The organism is Paenibacillus pabuli NBRC 13638 (assembly GCF_001514495.1).
GTDB lineage: Bacteria > Bacillota > Bacilli > Paenibacillales > Paenibacillaceae > Paenibacillus > Paenibacillus pabuli.
The window spans coordinates 280,101-292,879 of record NZ_BCNM01000005.1 but is presented as its reverse complement, the minus strand read 5'-3'; the positions used below and the strand labels follow the sequence as shown (position 1 = coordinate 292,879).

The following is a 12,779-nucleotide window of genomic DNA, read 5'->3' as shown; positions in this document are numbered from 1 at the left end:
GGATGCGTAAAATGGTTGAAGAATTTATATTGTATTCGTAATAGCGTCAGATCAGTGAAGTTAGAATGGTATCACATAACGCCATGGTTCCGATATTTTCCTTGCCGCTGGATTGTGGAACAGACTTGTTCTTGCAGCATTCCATAAAATGAGCCATCTCACCTACGAAACCACGCAGATAAAGGTCTCGATAAGCGCCTGACATGGGTGAACCGGAAGGGGTATACACCGTGTCTCGTTCCTCAAGGGACTTCCAAGGGAGGCTATCGCCTGTACGAGAATGATGAATGGTAAGTGTATTAATCTCATCCGCAGAGGCAAATCCGTCGTCAAAGGTGACCAGTACACTTTCGCTTTCCCGTGACCATGCACTCATGCCAGCAAAGTACGCACTGCCAACCACACCCTGCTCGAATTTCAGAGAAATGCTCTGATTAATATGTTCTCCGTTCTTAACCGTAATGCCTGTGACCTGCACGGCTTCCCCGAACAGAAAACGCATCAGATCGACCATATGAATGGCAGCAAGCTTGATGAATTGTTCCTCATCTTTGCAGAAAGGTGTGCTGTCTACAGCGAATTTCATTTGGAAAGAACGTGCTTTACCCATTGATCCGCTATCAATCAGTTCCTTGAGCTTCACGTAGACTGGAGCATAACGTTTCATGAATCCAACCATGACGACCACACCTGCCTTCTCGGCAGCTTCGGCTATAACAGCAGCTTCAGCAGCATTCCATCCGAGAGGTTTATCCACATATACATTTTTGCCAGCCTGAATACATTCAAGGACAAGGGCCGTCTGGTCATGTGGTTGTGCTACAACAACGATGCCATCACAGTCTTCATTCTGCAACATCCGTTGTGCGTTGTCATACGCTTTTCCTTTGCTGCCAAAACGCGTAAGGGCTGCTTCGGACCGCTCAATGCTGCGAGTAGTGATGGCCTGAATTTCTGCTCCGGCTTCAACAACAGACGGATATATATTCGTAGATGCATGGAATCCAGCACCGATAAAACATAGCTTGACTTTACTCAAGAGAATCTCTCCCTTTATTTCAAGATTTTCCAGAAAATTAAATCGTGTAGCTCAAATGCTTCAGCATTTGTCCGGCAATGGCGTTGTTAACAGTTTGAGGAACCGGCTGAGGGCCGTGTACAAGATGTTGACGTTGCTGCACCAGATAGAGCAGGGAAGCCGCTTGCAGGGACAAGCCCAGATCCATCGTTTCGGCGGGGTTGCCGCTGCCCCCAGCCAGGTTCAGCATCTCACCCTGCGTAAGTAGCATAAGTCGACGTCCGTTGGCTAGTGTAAACTGTTCAATGTCTGCTGTCAGTTGTTCCGTATGCTTCGCATCCTGACGGAGGTGTTCCAGATCCATTTCCCATGAGAAATGTCCGGCATTGGCGAGAATCGTTCCATCATTCATCTGGCTAAAATGTTCCTTTGTAATGGCATTGGGACGGCCGGTGACGGTAATGTAGACTTGAGCAAATGCGAATGTATCCTCCAATCGTGCCACTCTGAATCCATCCAGAGCTGCTTCCAGGCCCGCGATCGGATCAGTATCAACAACAACGACCTGGCTGCCCAGATTACGCAAATATTTGGCAATGCCTCGACCGCAGGTTCCATAACCAACGATAACGAAACGTCGGGTAGGCAAAATCAGGTTAGTTGTCCGCATGAAGCCTTCAATTATTGTCTGTCCGACCCCGTGTTCATTTTCCATTATTCGTTTGAGTGGACTGTCATTAATAACAATGATCGGAAAAGGGATATTCTCGCCTGTTTCTTCACGCAGCAGATTGGCTCCGGTCGTCGTTTCCTCCGTACTCCCAATCAGAGAGTTAATATCATAATGTTGGATGAGGGTGCGCGCCAGATCAGCCCCGTTATCCATGAGCAGATGGGGGTGATGCCGGAGTATGCTATGAATATTTTGCATGTGCTGAGTGCGCTTGTCTGCACGCTGGCCATAAACGATGATGCCTTCTTCTTGCAGTGCTGCAGCGACAGCATCTTTGGTTGTGCCAGGGCTGCCAGTCAACACAACCTTGGCTCCTCCTGCCTGAAGTGTTCGACATAGAACGGCAGTTTTGGGCTCAACATGAATACAGATACCAATGGTTATACCAGCAAAAGGCAGGTCTTTGGCAAACTGGGATTTTAATTCGCCAAGCAGGGGCATGTGCAACTCCGTCCAGTGAATGCTGCGTTTTCCTTCTTCAATACTCTCATGTGTTGAGTTGAGATTCATACAAAACTCCCTTTCTGTGCAAGGTAGAGCGTATCCAAAAGGACGCTTGATCAGCTTCTTATCTACCATAAGGAGTTTAAATGCGTTAAAAAAGGACATATGTCCTATTAGCTGAAAGTTACAAAAAAATAGTTGCAATCATATTATAGAGCATGTATACTCTTAATTACGGTAAAACAAGCAAATGCTTGACCGGAACGCTTTTCATCCATGATGAGAAGATACATATCATGCGGTCGTGGCGGAATTGGCAGACGCGCACGGTTCAGGTCCGTGTGGGCTAACCCCCGTGGAGGTTCGAGTCCTCTCGACCGCATCACTTTTATAAAGCAGCTCTTGAATTTGTCCTTGTGACGGTTCAGGAGCTTCTTTTATTTTGAGATGTGCAAGGTGCTTTACAGCATAATTCCAAGGAGATGGCGATGACACTTGTTTGAATGAGCATTAAAAGCAACAGCGGCCTGGCTAGGTCTTTCGCATCCAAGCCGTTGCTGTTGCTTATTTGGGATTGTTCTTTCACTTTTCGACAGTGCTTATTGAAATAGCAGATGGGTGTTTTTCTTCAGAAGCTGATTCATTCGTATTAAAGTCGACGGGCACAATGCCTTCAGCTTTCCACACTGTGCCTCTTTTCTCATACTCAAACAACTTTTCTACGGAATTCGCGACTTGGGGTCCTAATTCACGGTCGACCAAATACAAGGCCACGTCAAGTCCCGAAGTCACGCCTCCCCCGCTCACGAAACGAGGACTATCTTCAACGACTCTTGCCTCAATCGGAATTGCACCGAGAGCTCCTAACGCAGACATGCCCATATGATTGGTAACCGCATGTCTATCTTTTAATAAACCTTTCATTGCAGGCAGTAATGTACCTCCACATACGGTAGCCACAGTAATTTCCTTATTGTTAAAAGCTTGTTTTAACATATCCGGTAAGCCTGTCTTCATGGCTTGCCTTAATATATTCGGAATGGCATCTTCCGAATCTCCAGCGGGCTTGCCCGAAGCGCCAGGGACCAAAATAATTCCCGGGCGCTTCGGGTCTAATACGGTTTGCGCTTCGAGTGCAGGTCCGTTCAGACCACTCGGTACAGAACGTTTGCCTTCTGCGGATACCAATTCTACAGTAATTGCTCCTTTGGAGTACATTCCGGCAGCAGCGAATACTTCGTATGGCGCTAAAGCGTCCATTAAATCGAAACCATCGAATAATACGATTTGAACATGCGTACTTTTGTCTTTGAATGTATCATTATTTTCTTTTATTTTCGCACTTGCTGCAGGAGCAACTAGACAAAGAACCAGTGCAAAAGGCATGAGCAATCCCAATATTTTTTTCATCTTTATCCCTGTTCCTCTCGTATAGCTTAAGGCAAAAAACGGAATTGAATCCCTTTGCTTTAAGCGATTTTTTTTGGAGTTCTTTTTTAGCAGCCCCGCCGCCATGACGCTAGCCATGAAAAACAAGAAACTGCTGTGTTCCAAGCCTGTGTCATCCTCCTTTATCCATTTTTGCGTAGAACGAGCCCTCACTGAACTTATTTGCCGCGCTGTCCGCAAGAAGAATCATAACAAACGAGTATCTCAAACGACGTTGTAAAAAAGTCACAAAACAATAAATAATTCATCACAAAATAGGGGAGGGCCGTTCGTTGTCGCTCCCCTGTCAATTCTGGGGGGAGAGTTTATTTGTTTGCTATAGTACGTTTTTTAAAATGTTGTTAGATGAAATTGGTGCTCTATTGTGTAATGCAGTTGACCATAGTCTAATCAGACTATATAATATTTTTAGTCTAATTAGACTATAATAGTGATGTAAAGGAATGAAGATAGAATGATAAAGTCATTTTTAATGTTAGGTCAGTCTAATATGGCGGGCCGTGGATTATTGCAGGACGTCGATCCTATCTATAATGAAAAAATAAAAATGCTGCGCAATGGGCAGTGGCAGATGATGACAGAGCCAATTAATTACGACCGTCCGGTTTCCGGTGTGAGCTTGGCGGCATCCTTTGCCGATGCCTGGTCGAAAGCCAATCCTGAGGAAGAAATTGGTTTGATTCCTTGTGCGGAAGGAGGTAGTTCTTTGAATGACTGGCATCCGGAAGGCATCCTGTTTCAGCATGCGTTATCCGAAGCCCGCTACGCCCTGCGGTCCAGTCAAATCAGCGGAATCCTTTGGCACCAAGGTGAAAGCGACAGTTATCGTTCGCTACATGAAACCTATTACGACAAATTGACGCTTATTATCGAGACTCTAAGGAATGAATTGCATCTTGATGAGGTGCCATTGATCATTGGTGGACTTGGTGATTTCTTGGGGAAGACCGGTTTTGGACAGCAAGCGACAGAGTATCGACAGGTCAATGAACAATTGCAGCACTTCGCTAACGAACAGCAAAATTGTTATTTTGTCACAGCGGCAGATTTGACGGCGAATCCAGATGGCATTCATTTAGACGCGGTTTCGCAACGTAAATTCGGCTACCGCTATTTCGAGGCTTTTTCGAAAAGGTGTCATGTCATGGAACCGATCCATGGAGAGGAGCAATCGCTGAAAGTGGAGCGTGACTATTCGAAAACAGAACAGATTTACCTTCATAGCATGGATTTGGCTTCAGGTAAAATCACGTACGCAGAATTCGAGTCGCAGATGGCGAAGGTGATGCAGCCTTGATTCCTTTGCTCATCCTTGGCCTGCTCATCCAAAATCCCGGCGCTCACGGCTATGAACTTCTTTCCTTAATGGAAAAGCGCCATTACAAATACATTGTAAACTTCACTAAAGGCTCGTTTTATTACAATCTGCAGCAGCTCGAAGAAAAGGGTTGGATAGAACAGATTCAGCAGAAGCCTTCAACCGGTGGGCGCGAAATTCGGAACTTTAAAATCACCGAATCGGGAATGGCAGAATTCGAAGAATTAATGGTCAAATACGGCACCAAATCGGAATATGTGAACCTGCAATGTTATGGGGCGCTGCTCTTTGCCGATGAATACGACAAAAAGAAATTGCAGGAACTGATTCAATCGCAGATAGACCAGACGAAAACCCGGATCGCCCTTCTTGATGAGTACCTGTCTGACACACAAGAACTTCCCGGGACAATCAATTACTACCGCCGCATGAACGAAAATTCCCGTTCCCATCACTTGGTCAACTTAGCGTGGTTTGAACAATTGAGAGCAGAGATAGAAGGACATAATGCATAATAAAAATCAGCTAATAGGGTGTCATCTCAAGCTTTTGAGGAGTGTGCACTAACCTCCGTGGTTGTTCGGGTCCTCTTAGTCCAACGAAGAGAAAAAAGCTCGCGAAATTGCTCTCAAGGCAATTCGCGAGCTTTTTTGTTTGGTTTATTGAATATGAATTGCTGCACACATAGGCCCGCAATCGATCCGACAATACCAAAAATCCCAACACTGGCCATGACTTCATATGCCTGAAAACGGAATAAAAAAGCGATGCCGCTTCCCAGCGTCGTTCCTGCGAGAAATCCGAGAGAAATCCCTGTTTCTTTGGCTAATTTCATAGGTTCACCTGCTTGGGAATATGAGTTTAGGGTTTGCAAATGTTTGAAACAGGAGGTAAAGTGTGATCAGGAAAATACTCACAGTTTACTTCCTTTTTTCATTTTGTGGTTTTATCCGTATTATTATGCATAACATTTCGTAAGGGAGGTTGAGGCGAATGAATATGAACGAGCGAATTGCCGTATGGAACGAAGAGGCGCAGAAGTGTACTTGTGGGCATGAACACCGTTTGGTGCAAATGCTGGTTTATTTGGAACGTGGGGCTATTCAGAAGTTACCTGGCTATTTGGCGGAGCAAGGGTACAGACATGCGACGATTGTATACGACAAATATACAGGCCCGGCAGCGGGTTACGAAGTGGTAAAGAACATTCGGGAAGCGGGTGTTCATGTGGATGAGATCTCCATGCCAGGGAACAAAGAGGGGGACGTTATTGCTGACGAGGCGGCGATTGTGCAAGTCCTGCTTGGTGTGAAACAGGAAAGCCAAACCCTTATTGCTGTGGGTTCAGGAACCATTCATGATCTGGTGCGATTCGTTTGCTCCAAAATGAACAAGCCGTTTCTGTCTGTACCAACAGCGGCTTCGGTCGACGGATTTACCTCCGCAGGTGCACCTCTTATTGTAAGCGGCGTCAAGCAGACGATCCAGGCGGTACCCCCTGAAGCCATTTTTGCCGATATTAATATATTGGAGCAAGCACCACAAGAGATGAATGCTGCCGGATTTGGAGACATGCTTGGTAAATATACTTCACTTGCAGACTGGATGGTTTCCAGGGATCTTGGCGGTGAACCGTTCTGCCCCGTTGCTTATCGCATGACGGAAGAAGCGTTAAGGAACTGTGTTGATCATGTGCAGGAGATCGCCGAAGGACGGGCTGACGGGGTGACTGAATTGATGGATGCGCTGATCGCTTCAGGCATTTCCATGCTCATCATAGATCATTCTCGTCCTGCATCCGGCGGTGAACATCATCTATCCCATCGATGGGAGATGGATCTGATGGAAGCGGGTCACCGACCCGTTCTGCATGGTGCCAAAGTGGGCGTGGCATGTTCCCTGCTTACCATAAAATACAAAGATCTCGCACAAACATCCGACGAGCCCGCTTTCCGCATTTACAATCATCTGCCAGATGCGTCTCAGCTTACCGCATGGCTGGGTCACGTAGGAGGCCCTACAACAACAGAACAACTAGGTTTAACAGCAGAGATGGTTGAGCATGCTTGGACCACAGCCCATTTGCTTCGCGATCGGTATACAGGATTGAAATACATCAATGAGGTCCTTCGGGTGGGTTTAAAATAAAGTTGAAATGATAAGGACCAATTCCACAGTTCGCCTTTGGTTGTACGTACAAATTATGGTTGGATATGTATAATGTATAAGACACGTTTAGTTTTGTTCAGAGAGCTGGGTTTATGATGCTAGGGTTTAAGTAGCATATGGTGATGCCTAGTCTAGTCCCTTATTTTATAAGGCACTCCGTGGATCGGGGCAAAGCTAAAATAGAGGATTTTTTCAGCCTTTTCCTTTTGGGGAAGAGGTTTTTTATCGTTTGCTGGCAGAGTATTTAAACAACTTGTTCGTACAAATATCTCATAAAGATGATGCATGTTAGAAAGGCTCTGTCTTTCCCTAGGGAATGGACAGAGCCTTTTGGTTGTTCGCTTATTTGGTTAGTTATTGTGGCGATCTTTCAAGATGACATCTGCGAACAAAATAGTTTTCGGGATGCGGAAAAATTGCTCCGCTTGTTCCTGAAACGCAGCGGAAGGCAGCGTTCCCTGATGCAGCCATTTGCGGAAAGTGCCGGGGTGAACCCCGATCCAGTGGCTGACATCTGTCACCGACAAATCATGGACCATACACAAGCCTGTCAGAATACGGTTGCTAACCGGAGAACGGGTCACCGTACGCTTCATGAAACGGGAAGGCTCGGGCTGACAAATGACGGGGCTTTGACGAACCACTTCTTCATTGAAAAGAATGTGGCGCGGGTAGCCAAGCAGTTGACATGCCTTGTCCAAATTGGTACTGCCGGGTATCCGTCCTTCATACACCCACGCACTGACACTGCGTGAAGAGATGGATAGGTCTTCAGCGAGCTGGGACAACTTGATATCATTGGCCATCAGCACGGCAAGAAGAACACGGTTACGGATTTGACAGCGTGTCGGTTTTCGGAATCGTTTGACACGGACGCCTTTCCCCAAATATTTACGGTTGATCAGAGACCACGCCTGGATGGAATGTTGTTCTGGTTGATTAGGCATATTTCCTCCGATTTTTTTAACCAAATACTACAATAAGTACGGGGGTACTTTCAAGTGCCGGGTGTACCTGATTAAAACAAGCTGGTGCGCGAATCCGCTGCAAAGGAGGAATTATGAACTAGACTAGACGCAATTCACATCCTAGTATATTCCTAGATTACAATGTTTCACTAAATTTAAGGGATCAAATAGATAATGAACAAACATAAATTAAGTCTAATGGCCTAGTAGTAGGTCTATAGTACTTTTCTGTGATTTTTGTTGATATCATGCGGTTTATTTCCCTGTTTTACCCATAAAAAATTGATTTTTGCTAATGGAATAATATTACAATGTGCACAAATCTGAAATTAGAAATCCACGAGTTCAATTCGATATACGTCCTGTCAAAATCTCTTACTATTGCATATCTTGTATGGAGACAAATGAGAGGAAGAGGTGAGTAATGTGAATCCATCGGTAAGTACCTTTGCTGCCATTTCAGGGGCAATCATGACATTTGCTTTTGGTGGATGGGATCAGTTGCTTAGCCTGCTGGCAGTTGCAATGGCTGTGGATTATATTACAGGTTTCGCGGCCGCAGTAAGATCGGGGGACGGATTGAATAGCAATATCGGATTTTGGGGGCTTGCGCGCAAAGGTCTGATGCTGACGGTTATTCTGCTTGCCCACCGAATTGACATGCTGATGGGGACTGACATTATTAAAGGGGGAGCCATCTATTTCTATCTCGTCAATGAGCTTATATCCATCACCGAAAATTATGCCCGCATTGGGCTTCCGTTGCCAAACAAGCTCAGACAGGCTATAGAAGTGCTTAAAAAACAGGAAGATTTATCTGATCGGGAATGGCCCCAACCACAGCCGGATGTGAAGAATAAGGAGATGCAAGAACAAGCGGCCGGTGCAGATAAGGGAGAGCGGTCGGACCCCATTGGACAGGGGAATGGCAAGCTTCAGGAGAAACCCGGGGCGAATAAAAGGAGCACGGATTAAATTATCGTTGAAGAGAACGTTTCCAGGTATCCTTTCGTAATAGAGGACGTTATGATATATTTTGGATACAAGAAAATTCACTCCTACCAATTAATTATACTAAATGAGGTGCTTGTCTGATGATTAAACATATTGTTCTGTTTAAAATGAAAGATCGTTCGCCTGAAAATATTGAAGCGGCAGCCAACGTTCTTCGCAATCTGCAAGGGAAAATTGAGGTTCTTATTTCGCTTGAAGTAGGTGTGGACGTGCTTCGTTCGGAGAGATCTTTCGACATTTCACTTACGGCGGAATTTGCATCTCTGGAGGATCTCCAGGCATACCAGGTTCATCCACTACATCAGGAAGTTATTCAATATATGAACGAAGTTAGAGAACAATCGGTTGCGGTGGACTACGAAATCTAATCTGTTACTCATACTATTTCGGTTAAAGGGGACTCTGCATGAGCGATTTAAGAGACGTTATGGAATTTTTATATATTTTTATCGTGTTTCTGATCGCTTGTCCTGTGATGTTAATTTGGCTTAAGCGAAGAGGAAAGCGGAACCGATAATTCAGTGAACGGGACGTGAACACATTGTATTATGTAAACAGGGAACAAATTGCCCGTCGGCTGTCTGCCATTCCGGATGTGGTCGAGGGCCTTCGCAGCGTGTCGAAAGCTTGGGATGGCAGTCTCATGCTGGGTATGGTTCAGGAGCGTTGTCTTCATCTGGCAATCGAGATTGTTACCGATGTGGGAAGTTATCTCATTGACGGCTTTATCATGCGTGATGCGAGCAGTTATGACGACATTATTCAGATTAACCATGAAGAGAAGGTTTTTGATGATGCAACCTATGAGGTGCTTAGTCGCCTCGTATTGTTGCGCAAGCCGCTGGTACAGGACTATTACAACTGGGAGCGTGCTGAACTGCACCCGCTGAGCAGTGACTTGCCTGACGTGCTTGAACATTTTTCCAAACAGGTTAGTACCTATGTGGAAAAAGAACTCGGGCCTTTCCAAACTGCACAGGCCGAGGGACAGAGCAAGGAATGAGGGGAAGCAGCATGACGAACGAACGGAAAGAAGATCAAGAAGGAAATAATGAAACGAATGAAACGAATGAAACACCTTCCGGATTTCATCCGGTATATATGATTGAACTGTTATTTCAGGAACGCCCCGAAGTAGACCGTGCACGTTTGCAGGAGGCTTTAATACGTAATACCGGACAAGTTCGGCTTGACGTGAAACAAGGAAACGCAGATCACACTGCTGAAATGTTGGTTTTTTACCATTTGAACCACAAGGTTTCTTTTCAGGAAGGGGATATTCCTGCACAGACTTGCATGCTGCCTGTAACTGAAATTGCTGATCGTGCCCGTTTTGGAGGGGCTTTGCAGCAAGCCTGGCATTGGCCTGAAGCAGGACAAGCTATGGATAAGATCCGATATTCCATCCGGCTTCACGATATGTTCACAGCTGCCATGCCTCGCAAACAGCGGCTTGAGTTATTCCAAAAAACAATTCAGGCGGTCATGGAAGTGCTGCCCTGTGAGGCGTTATACTGGTACGGCAGTGACAAATTGGTAGAACCTGAAGCTTATGTACAGTCACAGGAGCGAGAGGAACATCTCTATGCTGCAATGAATGTGCGTATGTATCAGGCGGGCGGTACTGAGGAACAACGTCAGCTGGTTATGGATACGGTCGGTTTGTCAGCGCTTGGTGTGCCTGATGTGCAGTGTCACTTCATTGGGCTTGATCCAGATACGGTAGCCCAGACATTATTGGGTGCTGCCTATTACATATTTGACCAGGGAGATGTCTTGCAAGATGGACAGACGTTGGGATCTTCCGGCGGACGTCGCTGGCGTTGTGAGCATCAGGCTGCCTTGATTGCACCAGGACGATATGTGATTGATCTGGACCCGGGAGATGAACATACCGCTGCTCCTCTTGAGCAGGCCCGGCAGACCTAGGGTTATTGTGCTGTCGTCAGAAGTTGCGGATAAGGAGCCTAGAATTTTTTTGCTGCCCGGAGTGTCAGGTCAAGCCCTTGCTGCTTATACTGCATCAACAGAGTAGGCATTTGCCCGGATGACGAGCAACAGGGTGTTGCTTGGTTATTCGGTACTTCATTTAAGGTAAAGGGAGAGATGTGACGTGAAGGATTCAAACAAAAGTTTGTTGTGGGGAGCATTAATCGGTTCAGTTGTAGGTTCGGTGACAGCTCTGCTGCTGGCGCCAAAATCCGGACGTGAACTGCGTCAGGACATTTCGGAAGGTGCACGCCAGGTGAGTGAGAAGGGTCAGGAGCTGGCCAGCAAGGTGGGCGAACAAAGCTCACAGATCGTATCCAAAGTAAAAGAGACGGCAGATGTCGTTATCCAGGATATTCAATCCTGGCGTAATTGCGCTGAAGGGAAAGAAGTACGTGTATCTGCGGTCATTAGTGATACCGATTCTTCCATTAATTCAGATGCATCGAATGAGACGGGTATTGAAGTTATCGCAAAGCTTCCTGTGGATGATTCCAAAGATAACATCTAAAGCAAAGCTTGAAGCGAGCAGGCTTTCCTCCATCTGGAGGGGAGCCTGCTTTGTTGTGCGTAGTCGTGTGAAACTGCTTGCAAGGCAGTTTTGTTTGAACCCTGTCATGAAATCGGGTAAGATGTAGGTACCTTTTTGCCGGAAAGTTCATACGGTAGGAAGAAAGCTCTGGAAACCAATCGTTATCAGAACCAATTCAATGAAGAAGGAAGCGGTGTGTTCGTGCAGCAAGCAATCGCTATATTAGACTCCGGTGTTGGGGGATTAACCGTCGCCAAGGAAGTAATGCGTCAACTCCCGCGGGAAAAGATCATCTATTTTGGAGATACTGCCCGGACACCGTACGGACCCCGTTCGTCCGAACAAGTTAAACAATTTACGGAACAAATCGTTGATTTTTTGATCCAGTTCGATCCTAAGGTTATTGTTATCGCCTGTAATACGGCTACAGCGGCAGCGCTCGACTATATTCGAGCCAAGGTGAATGTGCCTGTCATCGGTGTTATTCATCCAGGAGCACGAGCAGCCATCACAGCCACACGTACAGGACGAATCGGTGTCATTGGCACCGTGGGAACGATTGGAAGTGGTGCGTATACGTCTGCACTCAAACAATTGTCTCCTTACATTGATGTAGTCAGTCAGGCTTGTCCGGCACTAGTGCCGTTGGTGGAGCAAGGCGAATTCCGCTCCGAGCAAACGACAAATACGGTGGAACAATCGTTGGACCAGATCAAACAGCAGCCGATTGATTGTCTCATTCTGGGGTGTACGCACTATCCTTTTCTCATGGATACCATTCAGGAGGTTATGGGACAGGAAGTGAAGCTGATTAGTTCGGCAGATGAAACGGCAAGGGAAATCAGTACGATTTTGTATGATAAACGAAAGCTGGCCAGCGGGGATGAAACGCCGGTTCATCAGTTTTTTTGTACAGGAGACCCACGCATGTTCCAGAATATTACCCGCCAGTGGCTTGGAGAGCAAATCTCCAAAACGCCAGTTGTATGGCAGGTTACGCAATTATCGTAGTTTCGTTCTTTCATTTAATTTATTATTGGTTATCCCGGAACCTTAACGTTCCGGGATTTTTTAATGTTAGCGATTCACGCGACTCATGTCACATGTTGGACAATCAGATCCGCATACATATGATATACAGTAAG

Annotated in this window: 13 protein-coding genes, 1 tRNA gene and 1 pseudogene; 10 read left to right on the top strand and 5 right to left on the bottom strand. The window is 46.1% G+C overall.

Annotated features, from left to right (window positions below; all coding sequences use genetic code 11):
• Nucleotides 1–46: 46 nt before the first annotated feature.
• Together PPA03S_RS09765 and PPA03S_RS09760 are read right to left on the bottom strand one after the other, a co-directional pair.
• A complete protein-coding gene (locus PPA03S_RS09765; protein WP_062322215.1) occupies nucleotides 47–1,039 on the bottom strand; it encodes a Gfo/Idh/MocA family protein in 993 nt (330 codons plus the stop codon).
• Between the two features lie 37 nt (nucleotides 1,040–1,076).
• Complete coding sequence (locus PPA03S_RS09760; RefSeq protein WP_062322213.1) at nucleotides 1,077–2,261, bottom strand: adenosylhomocysteinase; 1,185 nt, start codon at nucleotides 2,259–2,261, stop codon at nucleotides 1,077–1,079.
• A 232-nt stretch (nucleotides 2,262–2,493) separates the two neighbouring features.
• Here PPA03S_RS09760 and PPA03S_RS09755 point away from each other — a divergent pair.
• Nucleotides 2,494–2,577, top strand: a tRNA-Leu gene (locus tag PPA03S_RS09755).
• A 200-nt stretch (nucleotides 2,578–2,777) separates the two neighbouring features.
• On the opposite strand, the gene PPA03S_RS09750 is transcribed toward PPA03S_RS09755, so the two are convergent.
• Nucleotides 2,778–3,605 (bottom strand): DJ-1/PfpI family protein, encoded by an 828-nt coding sequence (locus PPA03S_RS09750; protein ID WP_062322313.1) that lies wholly within the window; start codon nucleotides 3,603–3,605, stop codon nucleotides 2,778–2,780.
• 493 nt (nucleotides 3,606–4,098) lie between these two features.
• On the opposite strand from PPA03S_RS09750, the gene PPA03S_RS09745 reads away from it, so the two are divergent.
• Nucleotides 4,099–4,941, top strand: a complete 843-nt coding sequence (locus PPA03S_RS09745; protein ID WP_062322211.1) for a sialate O-acetylesterase — start codon at nucleotides 4,099–4,101, stop codon at nucleotides 4,939–4,941.
• On the top strand, nucleotides 4,938–5,477 hold the full coding sequence (locus tag PPA03S_RS09740; RefSeq protein ID WP_062322209.1) for a PadR family transcriptional regulator: 540 nt from the start codon (nucleotides 4,938–4,940) through the stop codon (nucleotides 5,475–5,477). The genes PPA03S_RS09745 and PPA03S_RS09740 overlap by 4 nt, the downstream gene beginning before the upstream one ends.
• Before the next feature lie 113 nt (nucleotides 5,478–5,590).
• Here PPA03S_RS09740 and PPA03S_RS09735 read toward each other — a convergent pair whose 3' ends face one another.
• On the bottom strand, nucleotides 5,591–5,797 hold the full coding sequence (locus PPA03S_RS09735; RefSeq protein WP_062322207.1) for a hypothetical protein: 207 nt from the start codon (nucleotides 5,795–5,797) through the stop codon (nucleotides 5,591–5,593).
• Between the two features lie 158 nt (nucleotides 5,798–5,955).
• On the opposite strand from PPA03S_RS09735, the gene PPA03S_RS09730 reads away from it, so the two are divergent.
• On the top strand, nucleotides 5,956–7,110 hold the full coding sequence (locus PPA03S_RS09730; protein WP_062322205.1) for a sn-glycerol-1-phosphate dehydrogenase: 1,155 nt from the start codon (nucleotides 5,956–5,958) through the stop codon (nucleotides 7,108–7,110).
• A 371-nt stretch (nucleotides 7,111–7,481) separates the two neighbouring features.
• Here PPA03S_RS09730 and PPA03S_RS09725 read toward each other — a convergent pair whose 3' ends face one another.
• Nucleotides 7,482–8,078 (bottom strand): helix-turn-helix domain-containing protein, encoded by a 597-nt coding sequence (locus PPA03S_RS09725; protein WP_056695369.1) that lies wholly within the window; start codon nucleotides 8,076–8,078, stop codon nucleotides 7,482–7,484.
• A 492-nt stretch (nucleotides 8,079–8,570) separates the two neighbouring features.
• Here PPA03S_RS09725 and PPA03S_RS09720 point away from each other — a divergent pair.
• The 6 genes and pseudogenes from PPA03S_RS09720 to racE all read left to right on the top strand — a co-directional run.
• Nucleotides 8,571–8,909 (top strand): annotated as a pseudogene (locus PPA03S_RS09720) (phage holin family protein); the annotation flags it as partial.
• 284 nt (nucleotides 8,910–9,193) lie between these two features.
• The gene (locus PPA03S_RS09715; RefSeq protein WP_062322203.1) at nucleotides 9,194–9,481 is read left to right on the top strand and encodes a Dabb family protein; all 288 of its coding nucleotides are present in this window, start codon (nucleotides 9,194–9,196) and stop codon (nucleotides 9,479–9,481) included.
• A gap of 173 nt (nucleotides 9,482–9,654) precedes the next feature.
• Complete coding sequence (locus PPA03S_RS09710) at nucleotides 9,655–10,116, top strand: DUF86 domain-containing protein (RefSeq protein WP_062322311.1); 462 nt, start codon at nucleotides 9,655–9,657, stop codon at nucleotides 10,114–10,116.
• A gap of 11 nt (nucleotides 10,117–10,127) precedes the next feature.
• Nucleotides 10,128–11,042 carry a DUF4261 domain-containing protein gene (locus tag PPA03S_RS09705; RefSeq protein ID WP_062322201.1) on the top strand — a complete coding sequence of 305 codons (915 nt, stop codon included), beginning with the start codon at nucleotides 10,128–10,130 and terminating at the stop codon, nucleotides 11,040–11,042.
• A 184-nt stretch (nucleotides 11,043–11,226) separates the two neighbouring features.
• Nucleotides 11,227–11,613 carry a YtxH domain-containing protein gene (locus PPA03S_RS09700; RefSeq protein ID WP_062322199.1) on the top strand — a complete coding sequence of 129 codons (387 nt, stop codon included), beginning with the start codon at nucleotides 11,227–11,229 and terminating at the stop codon, nucleotides 11,611–11,613.
• Between the two features lie 222 nt (nucleotides 11,614–11,835).
• The gene (gene racE, locus PPA03S_RS09695) at nucleotides 11,836–12,645 is read left to right on the top strand and encodes a glutamate racemase (RefSeq protein ID WP_062322309.1); all 810 of its coding nucleotides are present in this window, start codon (nucleotides 11,836–11,838) and stop codon (nucleotides 12,643–12,645) included.
• The last annotated feature ends 134 nt before the right edge of the window (nucleotides 12,646–12,779 follow it).